Below are 23,105 nucleotides of genomic sequence, written 5' to 3' on the forward strand. Positions count from 1 at the left end.
TTAAAGTCTATGTTGAAGGTCGAAGTTAAGGTTTAAGCTAAGGTTTAAGTTACGTTTGAAGCTTGGCAGTGTCATACAACATAGTCGACGCTAAAGGCTTATGGTTTAAATGTAGTTTAAGTGTAGCTTAAAGATAGCGCCAATAAAAAAGCGGGTTTTCATTGCCCGCTTTTTTGTCTCTATGATGACAAGGTTATTAATGTGGATTGCGCGTATTGGTGCCACTGAGATTACGCATCAACAGTGCATATTCCAGCTCAATATCATCCGGAATGGCTAAGTAGACAATATGTCCGTCACCTAAACCAGCCGCCACTTGTTCACCTTTACGATTATGCATCTGTTCGATAGTAAAGTTAATATTACCTTTTGGTGTCATCATCTCAACACTATCACCGACCGTAAATTTATTTTTCACGGCCACTTCCGCTAAACCATTCACTTTATGACCGGTAAACTCACCGACAAATTGCTGAGACTCGGAGATCGAGTAACCGTAATCATAGTTTTGCATCTCTTCATGACGATGACGGCGTAAAAAGCCTTCAGTGTATCCACGATGAGCCAGTGCATCTAAGGTGGTTAGTAGCGAGGTGTCAAAAGGCTTACCAGCAGCGGCATCATCGATCGCTTTGCGATAAACTTGGGCGGTACGGGCGCAGTAGTAGAATGATTTAGTTCGACCTTCGATTTTGAGCGAGTGAACGCCAATCTGGACCAACGACTCGACCAACTCAACAGCGCGCAGATCTTTTGAGTTCATAATATAGGTGCCATGCTCATCTTCAAAAGCCGACATATATTCGCCGGGACGATTGGCCTCTTCAATCATAAACACTTTGTTAGTAATGCCGCCTTCACCTAATGTCGGTTCAATTTGTTTAACCGGAATGGGTTCATGTTTATGGACGATCTGACCAACATCATTCTCTTTACCTTCTGCAATATTATATTCCCAACGACAAGCATTGGTGCAGGTACCTTGATTTGAATCTCGTTTGTTGATATAGCCCGACAAAAGACAACGACCGGAGTAAGCCATACAGAGCGCCCCGTGAACGAAGATCTCAATCTCCATCTCTGGCACTTTTTCTCTGATTTCTGCCACTTCCTCTAAAGAGAGCTCTCGCGAGAGGACGATGCGGGTTAAGCCCATATTTTGCCAGAATTTGACCGTTGCCCAGTTAACCGCATTCGACTGTACCGATAGATGAATTTCCATATCTGGAAAATGTTCACGCACCAGCATGATTAAACCCGGGTCAGACATAATCAACGCATCTGGCTGCATGGCGATAACCGGCTCAAGATCGCGAATAAAAGTTTTTAATTTCGAGTTATGCGGCGCAATATTCACTACCACATAAAACTTTTTACCTAAGGCATGCGCCTGCGCAATACCGATAGCTAAATTTTCGTGATTAAATTCATTATTGCGGACACGTAAACTATAACGCGGTTGGCCAGCATAGACCGCATCGGCGCCATAAGCAAAAGCATAGCGCATATTTTTTAACGAACCTGCCGGTGAGAGTAATTCTGGTTTAAATAAGTTTGGTTTTGACATAATGCCTCTGATATCAAGTCAGTATTATGCACACGCATAATAGGTTAAGCAGTAAAATAGGACGCCGATTTTACGCTGAGTTAAATCACGCTGCAATCAGAATATGCATTTTATTGCTGATTACACAATCGAATGTAAAAAAAGGTTAAGGGTGTTGGTTAAATCATCAATAGTTGCATAGGATATCAGCAATAATTATCTATTCAACAAGGAGCGTTTTATTATGGTTTATTTGCATATTGCGGCTAAGTTAATTTTAGCCTTTGTGTTTGTGATTATCGTGTTACGGGTCACTGGCAAAAGTTCGATGTCCCAGATGACGGTGATTGATGTCATCGGCAATATGATCCTCGGTAGTATAGTCGGGGGCATCATCTATAATGGTGATATTGGTATGGTACATTTTTTGATGATACTGATTATCTGGACCTTGATTATGATGGCGGTGTACTATTTACAAATGCTGAGTAATCGCGCCAAGCAGCTGATTGTGGGTAAGCCGGTCGAGCTGATCCGTGATAATCAACTGATTTTATCGGCGCTCTCATATTGTAAGCTCGATATCAGCGATTTAAATACCTTACTAAGAATGAAAGGGATCAATTCACTCACAGAAGTTTATCACGCCCAGTTAGAGCCCAATGGTCAATTGAGTGTGATTAAAAATGGCGAAGTAGATTTTGGTTATATTGTGGTCAAAAATGGCCAGATTGACGAAGATATTTTAGCCTATACGGAAAAAGATAAGAAATGGCTGGAGAAAGCACTGAATAAAAAAGGGTTTAGCAGTTTAGACAATATCTTTTGTGTAGAATATTATGATAATGATATTTCTGTCGTCACCAAGCAGCAAATAAAAGAGACCGATGAAAAAGCAGCAGAGAAAAAAACATCACCAGCGACAACCCCACGCAAACGAAAATCGACGCGATCACGTAGCCGCAAACCCGCCAATAAGAAACCAGATGCCAATAGTGAGGGGAATGCCAGCAATAAGGCAGAAAGTCAGGCTGACAGCAAAACACAAAAAAACACGCAAAATAGTACTCAAAGTAGTACCAGCAAAAAATCCGCAACCGATAAAACCACAGTAGATAAACCGGAGAGTGACAATAAGAAAACTGAGAATAAAGAGAAATAACAGTGAAATGGAGGCGCGTCCCGGAGTCGAACCGAGGTAGGCGGATTTGCAATCCGCAGCATGGCCACTCTGCCAACGCGCCACTACTGAATAGTGGGAAGTATTCTATGCTGAAATGCCGCATGTTTCAAGCATTAACCGCAAAATCGTGATTGTTTGCTGAGATTATGTGCAGCCAAGTCAATTTGTTCAGCTATTTTTAACCTACTGAGTGGCATAATCGTAATGCGGTTAAATGAATCAGGACGATCAGCGGATATTTATTGTGCGATGCGGATTCAGTTAAAATCCAATGTTAATTTTACTTTCAATATATTATAAATATATGATAAATGAATTATCAATATATCATCAATAAAACACTATCTATTTGATATTTATCTGTTTAAATTTTGTTTTAAGCAATTTATGCAAACTTGATCACAGTTTTAAAAAGCATATATATTAGCGACATGATCATCTCAATAGTGTCAGTTTTTTATTCATAAAACAATATTTATCTGGTTTGGTCATTTCCTATAAATATTCCGCAAATGATTTTTGACTATATAATCTTAAAGAGGATTCATTATGAATGAGGTGTTAACGCAAATTCAAACCTTTGATATGCCTAATACTGCTTTTATGCTGTTATGTACCAGCTTAGTCATGCTGATGACACCTGGGCTAGCTTTCTTTTATGGCGGTTTGGTCTCTAAGAAAAGCGTTGTTACTATTATGTTTCAAAGCTTTGTCTCAATGGGCTGGGTCGCTATTCTATGGTTTATCGTAGGTTACTCGCTGAGTTTTGGACCGACGATTAATGGTATTATTGGTGATCCTAGTGCTTATTTTTTCCTGAATAATATTGGCCCTAACACCATGTATACCGGTAATACAGGTGGGATTCCTATCTTAGTCCATTTCGTTTACCAAATGATGTTTGCTATTATTACCCCGGCCTTAGTCACAGGGGCATTTGCTAATCGGGTTAATTTTATCCCTTACTTAATCTTTTTAACCTTCTGGACGTTATTCGTTTACTGCCCATTCGTGCATATGGTATGGAGTCCAGATGGTCTGCTATATCAATGGGGCGTGGTTGACTTTGCCGGGGGTATCGTGGTTCATGCGACAGCTGGACTGGCTGCATTGGCTTCAGCTATCTATGTGGGTCGCCGTGTGTTAATCAAAGATACATCACACAGTATTCCCTTTGTCGCATTAGGCGCCGGTCTGTTATGGTTTGGTTGGTATGGTTTTAATGCTGGTTCAGAACTTCAAGTTAATCCAATTACTGTTTCAGCCTTTATTACAACGGATATCGCTGCTGCCTTCGCCGCGGTGACCTGGATGATTATCGAAATCATTCATGTCGGTAAACCGAAACTGGTTGGTTTATTAACCGGTGCTGTGGCCGGTCTAGCGACCATTACGCCAGCTTCAGGTTATGTCTCCATCCAGTCAGCCGCGATTATTGGTATTGTGGCCAGCCTGGTCTGTTATGTAGCGGTATTTATTTTACGTAAATATGTTGATGATGCGTTAGACGTGTTTGGTGTGCACGGCGTTGGTGGGATTGTCGGTTCGATTCTGGTTGGTGTGTTTGCTGCGACATTATGGAATAGCACAGGTCCGTCTGGCTTACTTGAGAGTGGCAGCTTTGCGCAGTTAGGTAAACAATTTGTCGCCGTCGTCTTTGCAGCAGGTTGGTCGTTTATCTTCACCATTGCGCTATTGTGGCTAACCAATAAAATTACCCCAGTACGTGTTACACAAGATAAAGAAGGCACCATTGATGATGCTATCTTCGGTGAAGATGCTTACGAGTAAATGTTAAATACAGCAGTATTGAAGTCAATCTGAGTTATTCTATCCATAACTCAGGTGAATAAAATAGTTGGATTAAGGTCGATTCGGTAACGGGTCGGCCTTTTTATTTATTGGTATGACTCAACGCTGGCTAATAATCGCGATATCACTGCACTGTTTAAGTAGTACGAACCAGCCATGATATCGATTAGCTAATCTGGCGCTTGTTATCGTGCAGCGAATCGCAATAGTTACCATGTAACTTAATACTGGCCTTATTTGCAGACCTTATTGATAGTGTATTAGCATAGGGCGAGGATATCATAGCACTTTTGGGGTATAGCACACCACCAGAAGAGAGGGTTTGTTCTGGTGTCATCGGCATAACTAAACAATGACATCACAGCATAAAAGCGCGTTACCTACAGGTCATAGAATCTTTGCTAAACATAGGACGAAATTTACGGCAGATATCATTCTGATAGGGCTTAGCATAGCCGGTAGGATAGCATTATTAGGTGCTGGATTATCCAATTCTAGTCGAATCAAGTCATATCAATCTGACCGTCAACCGTCATTGATCGATAGTCAATCCAACGCTCACAACAATCATCATTACGCTGAAATATACCGGGTAATGATGATCCATAAGGGGGCGGCCAGCATAAAAAAGAGCATACTACAGGCTAAGGTCGAGGTACCAGTTTTAATATAGACCTGATAGCGGTTACCGATAATCGCCCCGGAAAATGACGGTGGCAGCGCCGAGATTAACACCAACATCTGCAGAATTTCACCGCGAATCCCAAAGCTGAGGGCAATGGCTAAAGCAATTGCGGGCATCAGGATCAGTTTTAACAGGGTGTTAAAAATAACTTCACCATCAAGCTCAAATTGATGTACCGATAAAGTTACCCCAGCAGCAAAAATCGCTAAGCCTGATTTAGCATAAGCAATCAGATTTAAACTGGGGGTGAGTGCCGGGGGAAATTTAATATCGAGAAGCACTAATACAATGGCCAAAATCGGCACGATCACAATCGGTTCTTTAAGTGAAGCAATAATTGGATTTCGATGTCTTTTATTGCCGTTTTCATCGGTGGGGTGCATTAAATAGACACCAAAAGGGATCACCAATACATGCTGCACAATCGCCACAATAGCGACCACTAAACCAGTAATGGTGCCTGAACCATAAATGGGACTTAATGTGGCAAAACCTAACACGCCAACGGTTGGCGAACCGGCAATCATGGCGGCCACCGACGCTTCGCTGCGATCATGCTTGAATATTTTTTTACAGCAGAAATAGCTGAGAAAGAAGCAGACGATTAAGATCACGGTACTGGCCAGTGTCAATGACATATCAGCAAAGAGCATCGCGCGATCGGCTTTAACGATGGAGATAAACAGGGCGGCGGGTAGCGCATAATCGAGTACCAGTCTATTAAATGCTTGAGCATTATCTTCAGAAAAACTACTGCGCTTACCGGCAATATAACCGAGCAGTAGGATCACGAAAATCGGCAGCAGATCATTTAAAAAAATTTGTTCCATGTCACAGTGCTCATGATTAATTGAGTTTGGGGGAATCCGGCATTAAGATCCGGCGGATTATTTCAGCTTACCGGCTGGCCGTCCATCGAATCAACAGTGTTTAATGGTCGATTGTCAATGCACGGTTATTCTAATCTGCTTTAGTCTAACGGTATGTAAACTGAAAACAATCACCTTAATGCTAATTTTACACAATGAAATCAAAAATAGCTTACTTAATAGACTGTTTTTAAAGGTAAAAGTTATCAAGATAAAGCCGGACTTAGCGTGCTTGACCGCCTGAAATCTTATCTATTAATGAAATATGCGCTTAATGTTATCAATAACTTTTCATAGTAAATTTATTTTACATGATTATGTGCAAGGTAAATTTTTTTTCCAAAAAACAGACAAATAATTTATTTACTTTGGATTGCTTAAAATTCACAAACTCCATTATCATCAAACCGTTACTAAATGTAAACCTACGGAGGACATAATGGAGTTAACCCCAAGAGAGATTGAGAAACTGATGCTATATACCCTGGCTGACGTTGCACAAAAACGTAAAAATCGTGGCGTGAAATTAAATTACCCTGAAGCTGTCGCTATTATTTCAGTGACGGCTTTAGAAGGGGCTCGCGATGGTAAAACGCTCGAAGATGTGATGAAAGAAGCGAGCATGGCTTTAACCAAAAGTGATGTGATGGACGGGGTGGCTGATCTCATTCCTAAAGTTCAGGTCGAAGCGATTTTTACTGATGGTAGTCGACTGGTTACTGTCCATGATCCAATCAAATAAATTGCGCCCATTAGCCTGCAAGACATCGTTGTATTAAGGAGAAGAAATGAGTAACGCAAAACAATCTACGCCTTTGGGAGGCGTCATTCTCGCCAGTACCCCAATCGAATTTAATACTGATAAAACTGAAATCAAAATCAAAGTCCGTAATACCGGTGATCGACCTGTGCAAGTCGGTTCACATTTCCATTTTTTTGAAGCTAACAATGCGCTGGAATTTGATCGTAGTGCTGCCTACGGTAAACGTTTAAATATTGCCGCGACAACCGCTATTCGTTTTGAACCCGGTGATGAAATTGAAGTTTCATTGATTCCTTACGGCGGTAAACAGACCGTTTATGGTTTTAATAATCTGGTTGATGGCTGGACGGGTGATAATGGCAGCGGTCAGGCGCGCCCAGAGCAACAAATTGCGCTGGAAAAAGCCATTAAACAGGGCTTTAAACACAAAGCATCGTAATCGTTTTAATCGTTACTTTTTTGATAGTGAAGTAACCAATTGACGCTGAATACAGAAGGAATGAGCAAATGCCTCAAATATCAAGACAAGAGTATTACGGACTATTTGGTCCAACAGTCGGTGATAAAATTCGCCTGGGTGATACGGACCTCTATGTAGAAATTGAGAAAGATCTCCGTGGTTATGGTGAAGAATCGGTTTATGGTGGCGGTAAATCACTGCGTGATGGCATGGGTGCTAATAATACCTTAACCAGTGATAATGGTATTTTGGATCTGGTGATCACCAATGTCACGATTGTCGATGCCAAACTCGGGGTGATTAAAGCCGATGTCGGCGTGAAAAATGGCAAAATCGTCGGTGTGGGTAAAAGTGGTAACCCGAATCTGCAAGATAACATCACACCAGGCATGGTTGTCGGTGTGGCAACCGATGCCATTTCAGGCGAACATCTGATTTTAACCGCAGCCGGTATTGACTCACATATTCACTTAATTTCACCACAACAAGCTTATGCGGCATTATCCAACGGTGTCACCACTTTCTTTGGTGGCGGTATTGGGCCAACGGATGGGACCAATGGTACAACGGTGACCGCGGGTCCACAAAATATTCGTACCATGCTACGTTCGTTTGAAAATCTACCAGTTAACGTGGGTTTATTAGGTAAGGGTAACTCATTTACCCGTAATCCTTTAGCAGAACAGATTATTGCCGGTGTTGCTGGGCTGAAAGTGCATGAGGACTGGGGCGCAACGCGTAATGCCATTCGTTATGCGCTGCGTGTTGCCGATGAGTTTGATGTTCAGGTTGCGGTACATACCGATAGCTTGAATGAGGGCGGGTATGTCGAAAATACTATTGAAGCTTTTGAAGGCCGCACTATTCATACCTTCCATACCGAAGGTGCGGGCGGCGGCCATGCGCCAGATATTATTCGGGTTGCTGGTCAGCCGAACGTATTACCAAGTTCAACCAACCCAACGCTACCGTATGGTGTTAACAGCCAGGCTGAACTATTCGATATGATTATGGTCTGCCATAATTTAAATCCAAACGTGCCTGCTGACGTCTCATTTGCCGAAAGTCGCGTACGACCAGAAACCATTGCTGCTGAAAATGTGTTACATGATATGGGCGTTATCTCCATGTTCTCAAGTGACTCACAAGCGATGGGCCGCGTCGGTGAAAACTGGTTACGTATCATCCAAACCGCTAATGCCATGAAAGCGGCGCGCGGTAAATTACCGGAAGATGCGGATGGTAATGATAATTTCCGTGTGCTTCGTTATGTCGCCAAAATCACCATCAATCCAGCTATCGCACAGGGTGTTAGCCATGTATTAGGATCAATTGAAGTCGGTAAAATGGCCGATTTGGTGTTATGGGATCCGCGTTTCTTTGGCGCTAAACCTAAAATGATCATCAAAGGCGGCATTATTAACTGGGCTGCGATGGGTGATCCCAATGCCTCATTACCCACACCACAACCGGTATTCTACCGTCCGATGTTTGGCGCATTTGGTAAAACGATTCAAGATACTTGTGTCACCTTTGTGTCTCAAGCCGCTTTAGAAGATGGCGTGAAAGAGAAAGCTGGTCTTGAACGAGAAGTGATTGCGGTCAATAACTGTCGCTCTATCGGTAAAAAAGATTTAGTGCGTAACAGTGAAACACCACATATCGAGGTGAATCCGGAAACCTTTGCCGTGAAAGTCAACGGTGAACATGCCACCTGTAAACCGATTAATACCACATCGATGAACCAACGTTATTTCTTTGGTTAAGCCCAGTTTACGCTGAAATTAACTAGCTTCTATTAGCGAAGATATTCGTTAATAGAAGCGCATAACAACAAGAGTCCTGACATGATGGACCTAACATGAAAAGGTAAACAAGATGATCATCGTTGAACATATTCTAGGTAATCGTAATAAAGATGCGCAGTGGCAAGCAAAATTAGCCGATGCCAATATCGATTTACTGATGCTCGATCAGTGGGAAGCGCAAAAAAGTCGTTGTCGTAAACATTCACAAAAGGGTCTGGATATCGGTATTTCACTCGATCGCCATGTTTTACTCAGCGATGGCGATGTGATTTTATTTGATGAGGCAACACAGACCGCGGTCGTTGTGCAGATTGCCTTAAGAGACGTGATGGTAATTGATCTGCATAGCTTAAAAGGCAACTCTGCTGATCAGCAAATTCGCGTCAGTTTTGAACTCGGCCATGCCTTGGGTAATCAACATTGGAAAGCGGTGATTAAAGATAATCAAGTGTACGTACCACTGACAGTCAGTGAAAAAGTGATGAGCTCGGTGATGCGTACCCATGGTTTCAGTGATCAAACCTATCAGTTTGTCAAAGGTGAAACGATTTTGGCGAAATTGACTAACTCAGAGTCACGCCTGTTATTTGGTGGTGCAGAAGATGCCGATGTACATGTTCACGTTGAGCATCAGCATGACAAAGGCCCTGCGCATAGCCATGACAATAAAGACCATCACCAACATGATCACCATCATGACCATCAACACGATCACAACCATCATCATTAATTCGCTACATTATTTACAAGGGGTGAGAGCACAGTGAAGGCGTCAGAATTAATTCGAATAATGCAATTTGGCGATTCCGCACTCCCAATTGGGGCATTTACCTTTTCAAATGGGGTTGAAGCAGCGATTCAGGCGGGGGTGGTGCACGATGCGCCAACACTTAAGGCGTTTGTGCGGACGGCATTAAAACAGGCGGCATCTTGTGACGGTATTGCGGTCGTTGCTGCGCATCGAGCCGTTATGGCTGATGACCGAGCCCAAATAATGGCCATTGATTGGGCGGTCAATAATCGTAAATTAAATGAAGAAGCCCGTTTAATGGCGACTCGAATGGGCAAAAAGTTAGCTGAAATTTCTGGACATATCATTGATGATGAACGTTTGTCATGGTGGTTATCACAAATTAAAGCCGAAAAGACCCCCGGTACACAGCCAGTGACCCAAGCGATTGTGATGGCGATTCAAGGTATTGGTGAACGAGAGGTGGTGGTGATGCATCAATATGGCATTACGATGACCATTCTCAGTGCCGCCATGCGTTTAATGCGTATTACGCACTATCAAACGCAGCAGATCCTCTTCGAATTAAATGAAGAGATTGAATCTTTTTGTGATATTGCCGCGACAGGTGACATTGCGCAGATGTCCGCTTATACCCCGATTATGGATGTATTAGCGGCGCTACATACTAAATCTTTTGTGCGTTTATTTATGAACTAGTTTATGAATTAACTTATGAAATAGCGTTTAAATGAGCTAGTAATCAGACTGATAAAGTCATTGATGAAGTAACGATTAACGGACAACAAACTTAGTCAAAATAGTGATTCAGTGGAGATGATAAAATGAAAAAAATTACCCGAATAGGCATTGGGGGCCCAGTAGGTTCTGGCAAAACGGCGATTATTGAAGTGATCACGCCGATTTTAATTCAGCGCGGCATCAAACCGCTGATTATTACCAACGATATTGTCACAACCGAAGATGCGAAGCAGGTCAAACGCACCTTAAAAGGTATTTTGGATGAAGAGAAAATATTAGGGGTTGAAACCGGCGCCTGCCCACACACGGCGGTACGTGAAGATCCGAGTATGAACATTGCCGCGGTGGAAGAGATGGAAGCGCGTTTCCCTGATAGTGATGTCATTATGATTGAAAGCGGTGGCGATAATCTGACATTAACCTTTAGCCCGGCTTTAGCTGACTTTTATATCTATGTCATTGATGTCGCTGAAGGGGAGAAAATCCCGCGTAAAAACGGTCCCGGTTTAGTGCAAGCCGATATTTTAGTTATTAATAAGATCGATTTAGCCCCTTATGTGGGTGCCAGTCTTGCTGTAATGGAGAGCGATACCAAAGTCGTCCGGGGTAACCGTCCTTATGTCCTCACTAACTGTAAAACAGGTGAAGGGGTGAATGAGCTGGTTGATATGATCATGGATAAATTCCTGTTTACCCATCAAACACAAGGATCTCAGGCATGAGTCATCTAAGGGAAGAGATCAAAAATACGCCCAGCCGTGTTTATGCTCATACTTTAGGTCAAACTGCGCAGGAAATGGCCAATTATCAGGATGAACCGGTGCAGATGCAAAGTGGCGCAGTCGGTAAGAGTGGTTACTTAAAACTGCGCTTTGCTAAAGGTGAGCAGCGTAGCGAGCTGGTGGAGATGGAGCGCAGGGTGCCTTCTTTAGTGCAAAAAGCACTCTACTGGGATGAGGAGATGCCACAGCTACCTTGTGTCACCATGATATCCACCTCCGGTTGTCTGCTACAGGGCGATCGTCAGGCGCTCGATATCATTGTTGAAAAAGACGCCTGTGCGCATGTTACAACCCAATCAGCGACGAAAATTCACATGATGAATGCCAATTACGCTGCACAGGTACAAGACATCAGTGTGGCCGAAAATGGTTATCTGGAACTGATCCCTGATCCCATTATTCCACATCGTGATGCGCGTTTTATTACTGATACCTTGATTAAACTGCATCCGAGTGCCACGGTGATTTATACCGAAATCTTACAATCTGGACGTAAACATCACCATCAAGATGAGTTATTTGGTTTTGATATTTTTTCATCCCGTATTCGGGCGCAGTATCAAACTGAAGTAGGAGACGAGCTTCATGAAAAAGAGCTGTTTGTGGAAAAATATGTCCTAGCGCCACAGCAAGACGATTTACGTGCAATTGGTGTAATGGAGTCTTTTGATGTATTCGGTAATGCGATATTGTTGACACCACAACAATATCACGAAGCCATATTAAGTCGTTTAGAGGCTAAATATGATGTTGAAAATCAGATCGCTTATGGCGCGACGCAGTTGCCGAATAAAAGTGGCATTATTTTTAAAGCGCTCGGCGTTGATAGTCCAAAAACCAAAGTGGCAATTCGCTATTTTTGGCAAATTGCCCGTGAAGAGATACTGGGGATTTCACTGCAAAAACCGTTTTTATGGAAATAAACCTGAGCCATGAAAAGATTGCTGTAGTGTGATTTTTATGATTAAAGATTGATTAGGAGAGAAGTTATGTCATCAGCCTCGAGCATCAAGCAGGGTTGGCACAATCTGATTGAGCGCAATATCGTTATGCAGTTTATTGATGTGACCTTACGGGGATGCGCTCAGGTCATGTTTCAGAATAATCCACTCACCGGATTACTGTTCTTTATGGCGATTTTTCTCGGTGGCTATTTAGAAAATTTACCCTATATTGGTTTCGCCTGTTTATTTGCCACCGTGATTGCCACATTAACGGCGTATATCAGTAAAATTGATTTAGCCTCATTGCGATCGGGTTTATATGGCTATAATGCTTGTTTAGTCGGCGTCGCACTGCCGACGTTTTTAGATAATACGCCATTATTGTGGTTTACCATTGCGCTGGGCAGTATTGTGTCCGTGATTGCCACCCTCTCTTTAGCCGATTTTCTCAAAAGCTGGAAAGTGGCAGCGCTAACGGCGCCTTTTGTGCTGGTAACTTGGACGATATTACTCGCCAGTTACGCTTTCTTTGCGATCAAAGGGATTGCACTGCCTAAAGCTGATTTATCGCAGCAGTATATTGATGCCTCAAGCCAATCTGTAGATTATTTGCAGCAATTCACGCCAGATATCTTTCGCGGCATTTCCGAAGTGTTTTTATTTAGCAGTGTCGCGGTGGGGATTATTTTTGTCGCCGGTTTAGCCGTCAGCTCAATCTGGGCGGCGCTGTTTGCTATCTTTGGTTCACTGCTAGCTTATATGACCGCGTCACTTTTACAGGCTGATTTTGTTAATATTCATACTGGCTTGTATTCGTTTAGTGCGGTGTTAACCGCGATTGCTTTAGGCTCAACTTTTAATAAGCCGAGCTTGCGCGTCGCTATCTATACCGTGATTGGCGTGATTTTTACGGTATTTGTGCAGGGCGCTTTAGATACGGCCTTAGCACCTATTGGTATTCCAACCTTAACCATGCCATTTGTATTGGCGACCTGGTTATTCCTGGTACCCAATAAAGATTTGATGCCACAAGATCGTCAATAAATACTATTATCAATAACAATTCGGTTAATAACAATGACTCAGGAGGGGCTCGATGGCTTTAACGTTTAATAATCAACAGGATGATATTCTGGACTCGGTCACCGATTATTGGCATAACCGCGCACAAGGCTACAGTGAATCAAATATCGCTGAACTCAATAGTGATAAACGTCAGATTTGGTTAAATGCTATCTTAAGTCTGGCCCCGCAAGACCCACACTTAAATGTGCTTGATATCGGCACTGGTCCGGGCTTTTTTGCCATCATTTTGGCGCTAGCTGGCCATCGCGTCACCGCCGTTGATGCGACCACGGCCATGCTGGAACAAGCCCGCACTAATGCGTTACAACAGCAGGCTAATATCGAATTTGTCCAGTCGGATGTGCATCATTTACCATTTATTGATGAGCAATTTGATCTGATTGTCTGTCGCAATGTCACCTGGAATTTACAAGATCCGGTGCAGGCTTATCAGGAGTGGTATCGGGTATTAAAGCCGGGTGGTCGACTGGTGGTATTTGATGCCAACTGGTATCTACATCTGTTTGACGACGCTTATATGCAAGGCTTTAAGCAAGATCGTGAGAATACCCAACTTGAGCAAGTCAACGATCACTATGTCAATACCGATACCCGTGCGATGGCAGCGATTGCCCGTCAACTCCCTTTAAGCCAAGTACAAAGGCCACAATGGGATATTCCGGTTCTGCTTGATATTGGTTTTTCACAATGTTTGCTCGATACCAAAGTCGGTGAGCAGGTTTGGGATCATGAAGAGAAAATTAACTACGGTTCTACGCCAATGTTTGTGATTGCGGCGCAAAAATAACATGGATGCTGACAAAGGGGCTGGCATGAAAAAGGTCGTTGGGTTATTCGCCATATTATTGATGTTACTGAGTTTATCGGTAAATGCGAAGCGGGAAAATAATGAACTGGATTATGCCAGCACCAAAGACATCATGGATATTAATCCCCATCTCTATCTGGGCGAGATGGCGGCACAAAATATGGTCTTTGAGCCGCTGGTACTTAATCGTGAAGATGGTGGCGTCAGTCCCTTTTTAGCCAAACGCTGGGAAGTCTCTGCCGATGGTAAAAGTTACCGTTTTTACTTGCGTGATGATGTCTACTTTAACGATGGTGAAAAATTTAATGCGCAAGCGGTTAAGCTCAATATCGATGCGGTGTTAGCTAATAAAGCCCGCCATGCCTGGATGGGCCTGATCAACGAAATCAATCAGGTGAATGTGATCGATGCTGATACCGTCGAACTGACCTTATATCATCCTTACTATCCAACCCTAACTGAATTAGGCGTGACGCGACCATTTCGGTTTATCTCGCCAAAATCCTTTATCCATGGTCAAACCAAGGATGGCGTCAAAGATTATGCCGGTACTGGTCCCTGGATGTTGGCTGAACACAAAAAAAATCAGTATGCCCGTTTTGTCGTCAATCCCCATTATTGGGGCAAAAAACCGGCCCTCAATAGTGTGGTCTGGCATGTGATTCCCGATAGACAGACCTTGTTATTGGCTCTGCAAAAAGGCGATATCCAGATGATCTTCGGTGCTGATGGTGATATGACTGATATGGAAGCCTATCAGGCCTTCTCAAGCAAAGGGCAGTTTGCCACCCTGATGAGTGCCCCGATTGCCTCACGAGCAATTGTCCTCAATAGTAATCGTCCCATTACGCACGATATTTTCGTGCGTCAGGCTTTAGAATATGCCGTCAATAAAGCGGATATTGTCACTGGGGTCCTTAATGATAGCGAAACCTTAGCGGGGACCTTAATGTCGCCCTCAGCGCCTTATAGTGATGTGAAGGTCAAAACTTATCACTATAATCCTGATAAAGCCCGTGCACTATTGACGCAAGCGGGTTGGTTATTACCGGCAGGGCAAACCGTTCGAGTGAAAGAGGATGAACGCTTAACCCTGTTACTCTCCTACGATACCAATAATGCAGCGGAAAAGGAGATTGCTGAGTTAATCCAGGATAACTTTAAACAGATCGGTGTTGAGCTGAGCATTATTGGTGAAGAGAAACAGGCGTTTTTAGATCGCCAAAAACGCGGTGATTTTGATTTACAATATTCACTCTCTTGGGGTAAACCGTACGATCCGGCTTCCTTTGTCTCCTCATTTCGAGTACCGGCACATGCTGACTACCAAGCTCAACTCGGTTTAGCCAGTCGAGCCTATATCTACAAACTGATTGATGATCTGTTGATCTCAACTGATGAGATAGCAAGACAAGCCGACTATCGCGAACTCTTTGAGCTATTAGCCGATGAGGCTATCTATATTCCGCTATCTTATTCACGTACGAAAGTGATTTACGATCGTCAGGTCACCGGGGTCGGGTTTAATGTCTCTCAATATGAGATACCTTTTGAAAAGATGTCTTTTCGACCATAGATCATGAAAAGTACAATAACCAATGAGTGAAATGGGGCAATAAATGATGAAACGTTACCTGATGCAGCGTTTATTGATGATGATTCCGCTGATGCTGATGATCTCATTTATTGCCTTTTTTATGCTTAATTTAGTGCCATCCGATCCCGCTGAGGTCGCTTTACGTGTCAGTAATATTGTGCCAACCGATGAGGCTATCGCTTTGATGCGCCATGAGTTAGGTCTGGATAAACCCTTTTTACTACGTTACTTAAGCTGGCTGTGGCAAGTGTTACACTTAGATTTTGGGCAATCTTTTGTACTTAGAACGCCAGTACTTGGTGAGCTGGCGGCAGCATTACCGGCCACGCTTTATCTGGCTTTTGTCACGTTTGTTATCAGTCTGGTGTGCGCTTTCTCGCTCGCCCTGATCTGTCTGATGACCAAAACGCCCTGGATTGATCAATTAGTCCGTGGGGTTATCTTTCTATTAATGGCTTTACCTAATTACTGGCTGGCCTTACTGTTTATTTGGTTTTTTGCTGTACAACTGGATCTGTTTCCGGTGAGCGGTCTGCAAGAAAGCGGAGCGGTCTTTTTACCAGCTATAACATTATCACTCAGCTATATTGGCCTGTATCTGCGGCTGATTCGTGGCGCTATGTTGACGCAAATGCAGCAACCTTATGTCTTTTATGCCAAAGCGCGCGGTCTGTCATCATGGCAAATTATTCGTCGTCATGTATTACGCAATGCCTTACCGACTACTTTAGTTAGTATCGGTATGAGTATTCCAGCTTTGATTGCCGGAACCGTTGTGATTGAAAATATCTTTGCCTGGCCGGGCATTGGCCGGCTCTGTATTAGTGCGATTATGGGACGCGATTTACCGATGATTCAAGCTTATATCCTGCTGATTGCCTTACTATTTTTAGTCTTTAACTGTCTGATTGATTTACTCCAAATGAAATTAGACCCCAGATTAAGGCATCACTGATGATATCTTCACGATTTTGGTTGCAGCTAAAAAAAGATCGCTTTGCCCAGATGTGCTTTTTGATACTGCTGGTGGTACTGTTAGCCGGTATATTCGCACCCTGGATTACGCCTCACGATCCCAACTTAACCGCGTCGCGCCTGAAATATCTACCGATCAGCCTTGATTATCCACTTGGCACTGACTATTTAGGTCGCTGTGTCTTCTCACGTTTAATTTATGGGATTAGAACCACCTTATTTTATTCGTTGCTGGCGATGATGTTAACCATGATATTGGGTGCGATATTAGGGCTGATTGCTGGTTTCTATCGCGGTAAAGTCGACAGTATTATCATGCGGCTCTGTGACATGATGTTATCGTTTCCTGATGTGGTGATGATTCTGGCGATTGTTGGCGTTTTAGGTCCCAGTATTGAGAATATTGTGCTGGCGATTGTGGTGGTAAAATGGGCCTGGTATGCGCGCATGATTCGTGGTGCGGTGCGCCAATATACCCATCAAAATTATATTCGCTATGCGCAGGTGATTGGCGCTAAAGATAGTTATATTCTACGTCGTCATTTACTGCCGATGACCGCGGCAGATATGATGATACTAGCCTCAACCAATATTGGTACGATTATTTTAACCATTTCTGCGTTATCCTTTTTAGGTTTAGGCATTCAGCCACCGACCGCTGAATGGGGCAGTATGCTAAGCATGGCCAAACAGGTGATGTTAACCCATCCGACCCAAATGTTACCGGCTGGGATCGCGATAACAGTAGTGGTGATTGCCTGTAATGGCTTGGGTGATTTTTTACGTGATCTATTTGATCCGATGAATCGATTTGATCAGACACTGTTAGTGAAAAACCGCTATGACGCCTAAACCGATTTTAGAAATTAACGATTTAAAGGTGACTGACCGCTTAACGGCGCAGCCGCTGATTGACGATCTATCTTTGTCAATTTATCCACATCGGGTACTGGCGATAGTGGGCGAAAGTGGGAGTGGTAAAAGTTTATTAGCTAAAGCTATCATGGGATTACTGCCCACGTCACTACAGGCCGATGGCCAGATCTATTTTCAGCAAACTGCGCTGTTTCAGCAAACACTTAAGCAGTGGCAAGCGATGCGCGGTAAACGCATCAGCCTGATTGTACAAAATGCGATGGCGGCATTTGATCCCTTAATGACCATTGGCGACCAATTTGCCGAAACGCTACAGTGTCATTTTAATCTGACTGCCGCACAATTGAAGAGCCGCATCAATAAGAACTTAAGTCAAGTCAACTTGCTTGGGGTACATAACTTAGTCAATAGTTATCCGCATCAGTTAAGTGGTGGCCAGCTGCAGCGGGTAATGATCGCCATTGCCTTAGCGCTGGAGCCGGATATCATTATCGCTGATGAACCAACCACCGCGCTCGATGCCATCACGCAATATGATGTGATGCAAGCGTTTAAAGCCTTAACCCAGCATCATCAGACGACGCTGATTTTTATTACTCATGACCTGGGTTTAGTAAAGGATATTGCTGATGATATTGCCGTGATGAAAGCCGGCCAGATTGTTGAGTTGAATGATAAAGCCCGTTTATTGTCATCACCACAGCAGGCCTATACCAAAAGTCTATTAGCCAGCCGACAGAAGCTGACTAAGCGATTTGATCAGATTATGGGGAAAACCGATGTTATTAAGTGTTGAACATATTAGTAAATCATTTAGTCACAGCCATACTTTTTTCCCCAGCCATCAACATCAGATTATTGACGATGTCTCATTTCAGATTGCCAAAGGCGAAAGTGTCGGCTTGGTCGGAGAGAGCGGGAGTGGCAAAAGTACCCTGGCTAATCTGATTTGCGGCATCGAAAAACCCGATAGTGGCCAAATCCTCATCAACGGTAAACCCTGCACCGAGAAACCGCATCGCAAACATCATATCAGTATTGTATTTCAGGATTATACCACCTCAATCAACCCTACCATGAATGTGAAACAGGTGATTGCTGAGTCGCTGTTACTCAACGGTTATATCCCTAGTGCACAGCTGCAGGTCGAAGTGGCGGCGCTGCTCGATCGGGTTGGTTTGTCGCCTAGTTTAATGCATCGCTATGTTCATGAACTCTCCGGTGGCCAAGCGCAGCGAGTTTGTATTAGCCGGGCCTTGGCTACAAATCCCTCACTCATTATCCTCGATGAACCGGTCAGCTCGCTTGATGTGCCGACCCAGGTCAAAATCTTAGATCTGCTGGAAAAATTAAAAGCCGAATTCAAATTAAGCTATCTGTTTATTACCCATGATATTCAAACTGTCTGCTATTTCTGTGAACGGGTGCTATTTTTTCAAGATAAACAGATTGTCGAGTCCTGCCTGACGCAGGATTTAGCTCGGGTTAAGCATCCTTACGCACGTTCACTGCTCAATGCGGTGATCTAAAGCGGATAGCGGGGCTGAGCATACTCGCTTATCCATGGTCATCCTAATCACGGAAAGGAAATACCATCTCGGTTTCTGCTTTGATCACTTTTGCCGCCTGTTTGAGCGCCTCAATATCCTGTCCAACAATCTCTGTTAAGTGCCGAGTAATATGGGCGATTGGCCAGTCCCACCAGGCAATCTGCTCCAATGCAGCAATGATCTCAGGGGCAAAACGTCGTTTGAGTACTTTAGCTGGATTGCCGCCGACAATACTGTAAGCCGGTACGTCATCGACTACCACCGATTGGGCGGCAATGATCGCGCCGTTGCCAACACGTACACCGGGCATCATAGTGACGTTGTAACCTATCCAGACATCATGACCAATCACCATATCACCTTTAAACGGCAGCTCATCGGCAGTCGGTTGCACGCTTTCCCAGCCATGGCCGAAAATTTGAAATGGATAGGTCGAGAAACCAGACAGCTTATGATTGGCGCCATTCATGATAAATTTAACCCCACGGGCAATGGCACAAAATTTACCGATAATCAGTTTATCGCCAATAAACGGATAGTGATATAAGACATTATTGGTAAATAGCTGGGCACCGTCCGGATCATCGTAATAACTGTAATCGCCCACGATAATATTGGGATCATTGATAATATTGTTAATATTGTTAATATAGCAGACCTGCTTAAACGCTGGCAGCGGAAAAACGTTCGTGGGGGCGGGTCCTAGATTCGTGTTAATCTCTGTCATTTGAATACCATCTGATTGATTTAATAAATGAAATTATCTTATCGTTTTTTTATTTCTACGTACATAATCAAATCACCAGACCTTCTTGTAATTCATCTTCATGATGAAATTGAGGGGGGAAAAGAGGACAAACGTTAAATGGCTCAGCAATTCGCCTTTCCATCTCAGTATTTTTCTGGATGTCATCAAACTGTCACAAACTTTTGCCATAATGCTTTGGAACTTACTCACGAGAGGTTAATGGTATGCGTACACGTTCTTTGTTGAAATCAATTTGTCTTATCTCACTCTTCACGACGACATTCACCGCGACAACGGTTCAGGCGGAAGATATTACCGGTGCTGGCGCCTCTTTCCCCGCGCCAGTTTACGCAAAATGGGCCGATAGTTACTATAAAGAGACGGGTAACCGGGTTAATTATCAATCGATTGGTTCCAGCGCCGGAGTGAAACAGATTCTGGCTAAGACCGTTGATTTTGGTGCTTCAGATGCACCGTTAACCGAACAAGCGTTAACTAAAGACGGCTTGATCCAGTTCCCCACCATTATTGGTGGCGTGGTACCGGTTATCAATATTAAAGGTATCCCGTCAGATGTGGTTAAATTAACCGGTGAAGTGCTGGCTGATATCTATTTAGGTAACATTACCAACTGGCAGGATGAGGCGATTAAGCAGCTCAATCCAACCCTCAATTTACCTGATGCGAAAATTACTGTGGTGCGTCGAGCGGATGGTTCCGGCACCAGTTTTGTATTTACCTCTTATTTAACCAAAGTCAGTGAAGTCTGGAAAAATAGTGTTGGCGTGGGTTCAGCGGTAAAATGGCCAGTTGGCGTCGGCGGTAAAGGCAATGAAGGGGTATCGGCTTATGTGATGCGTTTACCTAACTCAATTGGTTATGTTGAGTATGCTTATGCCAAACAGAATAATCTGGCTCATGTACAGTTAAAAAATGCTGCGGGACAATTTGTTTCGCCGAGTGACCAGACTTTTCAGGCAGCCGCTGCCGGTATTGACTGGCAAAAAACCTTTGCTCAGGATATGACCAATGCTGCCGGTGCTAATGCCTGGCCACTCTCCACAGCAACCTATATTCTCCTCTATCAAAAAACGGATTCACCACTCAAAACGCAGGCGACGCTGGCTTTCTTTAACTGGGCATTGGCGCAAGGTGATAAAGCAGCTATAGATTTAGATTATGTGCCATTCCCCGATACGGTCAAACAGATTATTCGCCAAAGCTGGCAAATCATTACTAATGACCAAGGTCAGATGATCCATTATCAGTAATCACGTTATATTGAAGGAAGAGAAATACCGTTATGCAATCTTATCGAGCACGCAAGCATTCTCGCTTTGGGGATGCGCTTTTTGCCGGGTTATTTCGCGGTGCGACTATTTTAACCCTGATGATGATGCTCGGCATTATTATTTCACTGATTGTTGGGGCAATACCAGCGTTTAAAGCCTTTGGTTTGAGTTTTATCTGGACCAATGACTGGGATCCGGTGCAGGACAAATATGGCGCACTGGTCATGATTTATGGGACGATGGCGACATCCATTATTGCACTGCTTATCGCAATTCCGGTGAGCTTTGGTATTGCCATCTTTTTAACCGAACTGGCGCCCAAATGGCTGAAACAACCGTTAGGTACCGCGATTGAATTACTCGCCGCCATTCCCTCAATTGTTTATGGGATGTGGGGGCTGCTGGTTTTTGGTCCGTTACTGGCCGAGTATGTGCAGGTGCCATTACAAACGCTATTAGTCGATGTCCCTTATTTGGGGGCGTTAGTATCAGGTTATCCGGTCGGGATTGGTATCTTTCCAGCGGGCGTTATCTTAGCCATTATGATCATTCCTTTTATTGCGTCGGTGATGCGCGATGTCTTTGAAGTCACGCCGACCTTATTAAAAGAGTCTGCCTATGGCTTAGGTTCGACCACCTGGGAAGTGATTCGCTATATTGTGTTACCGCATACCAAAAGTGGTGTGATTGGTGGCATCATGCTCGGCCTTGGCCGCGCGCTTGGCGAAACCATGGCGGTGACCTTTATGATTGGTAATATGAATCAGCTGGACTCTATCTCACTGTTTGAAGCCGCCAATAGTATTACCTCTGTATTAGCCAATGAATTTGCTGAGGCCAGTCCCGGTCTGCATCAATCGTCATTAATCTATTTAGGCTTAATTCTGTTTTTTATCACTTTTTTAGTGCTGTCTTGTTCGAAAATATTATTGATGAGATTACAGAAAAATGAAGGGGGCCGCACATGAGTCAGCTGGCCTTAGCCAAAGCTAAATTACATCGTCGCCGTAAATGGAAAAATCATCTGGCGTTAACATTGTCCTTATTGGCCATGCTGTTTGGCCTGTTCTGGTTAGCCTGGATTTTATTCGAAACGGTCTTTTTAGGCATTGATGGCCTACATTTATCAATTTTTACTGAAATGACCCCACCGCCAAATACTGATATTGGTGGTTTAGCCAATGCCATATGGGGCAGTTTACTGATGGTATTAATGGCCACCTTGATTGGTACACCAATTGGTATGATGACCGGTATCTATTTAACTGAGTACGGTCGCCAGAGTATATTCGCCGCCTGTACCCGTTTTATTAATGATATTTTGTTATCAGCGCCTTCGATTATTATTGGTCTATTTGTCTACTCGCTGATTGTGATTCCATTTCGCGGATTTTCTGGTTGGGCTGGGGTGTTTGCCTTGATTCTGATCGTTATCCCGATTGTCGTCAGAACGACCGAAAATATGCTGGCACTGATCCCTGATGCGCTACGTGAAGCCGCCTATGCATTAGGTACGCCAAAATGGAAAGTGGTACTGATGATCAGTCTGCGATCAGCCAAAGCCGGCATTATTACCGGCGTATTATTAGCGATTGCACGTATTGCCGGTGAAACCGCGCCATTACTGTTTACGGCGTTATCAAATCAGTTCTGGAACAGTGATCTATCTCAGCCGATGGCCAGTTTACCGGTCACCATCTTTAAATTCGCCATGAGTCCTTTTGAAAACTGGCAGAAACTGGCCTGGGCCGGCGTATTTATCATCACGTTTGGTATTTTGATCCTCAATATCATCGCACGTATTTTATTTAAGAAAAAAGGTTAATGAT

The 23,105-nt window shown here is 43.6% G+C and carries 22 protein-coding genes and 1 tRNA gene; 19 read left to right on the forward strand and 4 right to left on the reverse strand.

Translation table 11 applies throughout. The features are described 5' to 3' along the window. Positions 1-196: 196 nt before the first annotated feature. Positions 197-1,567, reverse strand: a complete 1,371-nt coding sequence (gene yegQ, locus RHO15_06660; protein WVD63160.1) for a tRNA 5-hydroxyuridine modification protein YegQ — start codon at positions 1,565-1,567, stop codon at positions 197-199. Between the two features lie 223 nt (positions 1,568-1,790). On the opposite strand from yegQ, the gene RHO15_06665 reads away from it, so the two are divergent. Then, complete coding sequence (locus tag RHO15_06665) at positions 1,791-2,708, forward strand: DUF421 domain-containing protein (protein ID WVD63161.1); 918 nt, start codon at positions 1,791-1,793, stop codon at positions 2,706-2,708. Between the two features lie 8 nt (positions 2,709-2,716). On the opposite strand, the gene RHO15_06670 is transcribed toward RHO15_06665, so the two are convergent. After that, positions 2,717-2,790 (reverse strand) — tRNA-Cys (locus tag RHO15_06670). Positions 2,791-3,278: 488 nt separating this feature from the next. Here RHO15_06670 and RHO15_06675 point away from each other — a divergent pair. After that, positions 3,279-4,520 carry an ammonium transporter gene (locus RHO15_06675; GenBank protein ID WVD63162.1) on the forward strand — a complete coding sequence of 414 codons (1,242 nt, stop codon included), beginning with the start codon at positions 3,279-3,281 and terminating at the stop codon, positions 4,518-4,520. A gap of 594 nt (positions 4,521-5,114) precedes the next feature. Here RHO15_06675 and RHO15_06680 read toward each other — a convergent pair. After that, a complete protein-coding gene (locus RHO15_06680) occupies positions 5,115-6,056 on the reverse strand; it encodes an AEC family transporter (GenBank protein ID WVD63163.1) in 942 nt (313 codons plus the stop codon). A gap of 478 nt (positions 6,057-6,534) precedes the next feature. Here RHO15_06680 and RHO15_06685 point away from each other — a divergent pair, with 478 nt between their 5' ends. The 14 genes from RHO15_06685 (at position 6,535) to RHO15_06750 (ending at position 19,215) form a co-directional block, all read left to right on the forward strand. Beyond that, a complete protein-coding gene (locus RHO15_06685) occupies positions 6,535-6,837 on the forward strand; it encodes an urease subunit gamma (GenBank protein WVD63164.1) in 303 nt (100 codons plus the stop codon). 46 nt (positions 6,838-6,883) lie between these two features. Continuing rightward, the gene (locus RHO15_06690) at positions 6,884-7,297 is read left to right on the forward strand and encodes an urease subunit beta (GenBank protein ID WVD63165.1); all 414 of its coding nucleotides are present in this window, start codon (positions 6,884-6,886) and stop codon (positions 7,295-7,297) included. 68 nt (positions 7,298-7,365) lie between these two features. Next, positions 7,366-9,084, forward strand: a complete 1,719-nt coding sequence (locus tag RHO15_06695) for an urease subunit alpha (GenBank protein WVD63166.1) — start codon at positions 7,366-7,368, stop codon at positions 9,082-9,084. Between the two features lie 112 nt (positions 9,085-9,196). Further along, a complete protein-coding gene (locus RHO15_06700; GenBank protein ID WVD63167.1) occupies positions 9,197-9,856 on the forward strand; it encodes a hypothetical protein in 660 nt (219 codons plus the stop codon). 33 nt (positions 9,857-9,889) lie between these two features. Then, complete coding sequence (locus RHO15_06705) at positions 9,890-10,576, forward strand: urease accessory protein UreF (GenBank protein WVD63168.1); 687 nt, start codon at positions 9,890-9,892, stop codon at positions 10,574-10,576. 125 nt (positions 10,577-10,701) lie between these two features. Beyond that, complete coding sequence (gene ureG / locus RHO15_06710) at positions 10,702-11,340, forward strand: urease accessory protein UreG (protein ID WVD63169.1); 639 nt, start codon at positions 10,702-10,704, stop codon at positions 11,338-11,340. After that, positions 11,337-12,323 carry an urease accessory protein UreD gene (locus RHO15_06715; protein ID WVD63170.1) on the forward strand — a complete coding sequence of 329 codons (987 nt, stop codon included), beginning with the start codon at positions 11,337-11,339 and terminating at the stop codon, positions 12,321-12,323. The genes ureG and RHO15_06715 overlap by 4 nt, the downstream gene beginning before the upstream one ends. Positions 12,324-12,389: 66 nt before the next feature. Further along, positions 12,390-13,388, forward strand: a complete 999-nt coding sequence (gene yut / locus RHO15_06720; protein ID WVD63171.1) for an urea transporter — start codon at positions 12,390-12,392, stop codon at positions 13,386-13,388. 52 nt (positions 13,389-13,440) lie between these two features. After that, entirely contained in the window at positions 13,441-14,217 is a 777-nt protein-coding gene (locus tag RHO15_06725; protein WVD63172.1) for a class I SAM-dependent methyltransferase, read from the forward strand. 25 nt (positions 14,218-14,242) lie between these two features. Further along, complete coding sequence (gene nikA, locus RHO15_06730; GenBank protein WVD63173.1) at positions 14,243-15,814, forward strand: nickel ABC transporter substrate-binding protein; 1,572 nt, start codon at positions 14,243-14,245, stop codon at positions 15,812-15,814. Between the two features lie 43 nt (positions 15,815-15,857). Continuing rightward, on the forward strand, positions 15,858-16,790 hold the full coding sequence (locus tag RHO15_06735; protein ID WVD63174.1) for an ABC transporter permease subunit: 933 nt from the start codon (positions 15,858-15,860) through the stop codon (positions 16,788-16,790). Further along, complete coding sequence (locus RHO15_06740) at positions 16,790-17,662, forward strand: ABC transporter permease subunit (protein WVD63175.1); 873 nt, start codon at positions 16,790-16,792, stop codon at positions 17,660-17,662. Before RHO15_06735 ends, RHO15_06740 begins: the two co-directional genes overlap by 1 nt. Beyond that, the gene (locus tag RHO15_06745; protein ID WVD63176.1) at positions 17,652-18,482 is read left to right on the forward strand and encodes an ABC transporter ATP-binding protein; all 831 of its coding nucleotides are present in this window, start codon (positions 17,652-17,654) and stop codon (positions 18,480-18,482) included. Before RHO15_06740 ends, RHO15_06745 begins: the two co-directional genes overlap by 11 nt. Beyond that, a complete protein-coding gene (locus RHO15_06750) occupies positions 18,466-19,215 on the forward strand; it encodes a dipeptide/oligopeptide/nickel ABC transporter ATP-binding protein (GenBank protein WVD63177.1) in 750 nt (249 codons plus the stop codon). Before RHO15_06745 ends, RHO15_06750 begins: the two co-directional genes overlap by 17 nt. 43 nt (positions 19,216-19,258) lie before the next feature. Here RHO15_06750 and RHO15_06755 read toward each other — a convergent pair whose 3' ends face one another. Beyond that, positions 19,259-19,963, reverse strand: a complete 705-nt coding sequence (locus RHO15_06755) for a Vat family streptogramin A O-acetyltransferase (GenBank protein WVD63178.1) — start codon at positions 19,961-19,963, stop codon at positions 19,259-19,261. A gap of 245 nt (positions 19,964-20,208) precedes the next feature. On the opposite strand from RHO15_06755, the gene pstS reads away from it, so the two are divergent. The 3 genes from pstS to pstA are packed head-to-tail and all read left to right on the forward strand — an operon-like array spanning position 20,209 to position 23,101. After that, positions 20,209-21,255 carry a phosphate ABC transporter substrate-binding protein PstS gene (pstS, locus tag RHO15_06760; protein ID WVD63179.1) on the forward strand — a complete coding sequence of 349 codons (1,047 nt, stop codon included), beginning with the start codon at positions 20,209-20,211 and terminating at the stop codon, positions 21,253-21,255. A gap of 32 nt (positions 21,256-21,287) precedes the next feature. Beyond that, entirely contained in the window at positions 21,288-22,244 is a 957-nt protein-coding gene (gene pstC, locus RHO15_06765; protein ID WVD63180.1) for a phosphate ABC transporter permease PstC, read from the forward strand. Continuing rightward, positions 22,241-23,101, forward strand: coding sequence for a phosphate ABC transporter permease PstA (gene pstA / locus RHO15_06770; protein ID WVD63181.1), 861 nt, complete (start codon positions 22,241-22,243; stop codon positions 23,099-23,101). The genes pstC and pstA overlap by 4 nt, the downstream gene beginning before the upstream one ends. Positions 23,102-23,105 lie beyond the last annotated feature (4 nt).

This window comes from Orbaceae bacterium lpD01, assembly GCA_036251705.1.
Taxonomy (GTDB): Bacteria; Pseudomonadota; Gammaproteobacteria; order Enterobacterales; family Orbaceae; genus Utexia; species Utexia brackfieldae.

Coding starts and splice junctions, on each gene's coding strand:
- RHO15_06680 (WVD63163.1), bottom strand. CDS start 6,056: ATGGAACAAATTTTTTTAAATGATCTGCTGCCGATTTTCGTGATCCTA.
- yut (WVD63171.1), top strand. CDS start 12,390: ATGTCATCAGCCTCGAGCATCAAGCAGGGTTGGCACAATCTGATTGAG.
- ureG (WVD63169.1), top strand. CDS start 10,702: ATGAAAAAAATTACCCGAATAGGCATTGGGGGCCCAGTAGGTTCTGGC.
- RHO15_06695 (WVD63166.1), top strand. CDS start 7,366: ATGCCTCAAATATCAAGACAAGAGTATTACGGACTATTTGGTCCAACA.
- RHO15_06735 (WVD63174.1), top strand. CDS start 15,858: ATGATGAAACGTTACCTGATGCAGCGTTTATTGATGATGATTCCGCTG.
- RHO15_06725 (WVD63172.1), top strand. CDS start 13,441: ATGGCTTTAACGTTTAATAATCAACAGGATGATATTCTGGACTCGGTC.
- RHO15_06700 (WVD63167.1), top strand. CDS start 9,197: ATGATCATCGTTGAACATATTCTAGGTAATCGTAATAAAGATGCGCAG.
- RHO15_06755 (WVD63178.1), bottom strand. CDS start 19,963: ATGACAGAGATTAACACGAATCTAGGACCCGCCCCCACGAACGTTTTT.
- RHO15_06675 (WVD63162.1), top strand. CDS start 3,279: ATGAATGAGGTGTTAACGCAAATTCAAACCTTTGATATGCCTAATACT.
- RHO15_06665 (WVD63161.1), top strand. CDS start 1,791: ATGGTTTATTTGCATATTGCGGCTAAGTTAATTTTAGCCTTTGTGTTT.
- pstA (WVD63181.1), top strand. CDS start 22,241: ATGAGTCAGCTGGCCTTAGCCAAAGCTAAATTACATCGTCGCCGTAAA.
- yegQ (WVD63160.1), bottom strand. CDS start 1,567: ATGTCAAAACCAAACTTATTTAAACCAGAATTACTCTCACCGGCAGGT.
- RHO15_06750 (WVD63177.1), top strand. CDS start 18,466: ATGTTATTAAGTGTTGAACATATTAGTAAATCATTTAGTCACAGCCAT.
- pstC (WVD63180.1), top strand. CDS start 21,288: ATGCAATCTTATCGAGCACGCAAGCATTCTCGCTTTGGGGATGCGCTT.
- nikA (WVD63173.1), top strand. CDS start 14,243: ATGAAAAAGGTCGTTGGGTTATTCGCCATATTATTGATGTTACTGAGT.
- pstS (WVD63179.1), top strand. CDS start 20,209: ATGCGTACACGTTCTTTGTTGAAATCAATTTGTCTTATCTCACTCTTC.
- RHO15_06715 (WVD63170.1), top strand. CDS start 11,337: ATGAGTCATCTAAGGGAAGAGATCAAAAATACGCCCAGCCGTGTTTAT.
- RHO15_06690 (WVD63165.1), top strand. CDS start 6,884: ATGAGTAACGCAAAACAATCTACGCCTTTGGGAGGCGTCATTCTCGCC.
- RHO15_06685 (WVD63164.1), top strand. CDS start 6,535: ATGGAGTTAACCCCAAGAGAGATTGAGAAACTGATGCTATATACCCTG.
- RHO15_06740 (WVD63175.1), top strand. CDS start 16,790: ATGATATCTTCACGATTTTGGTTGCAGCTAAAAAAAGATCGCTTTGCC.
- RHO15_06745 (WVD63176.1), top strand. CDS start 17,652: ATGACGCCTAAACCGATTTTAGAAATTAACGATTTAAAGGTGACTGAC.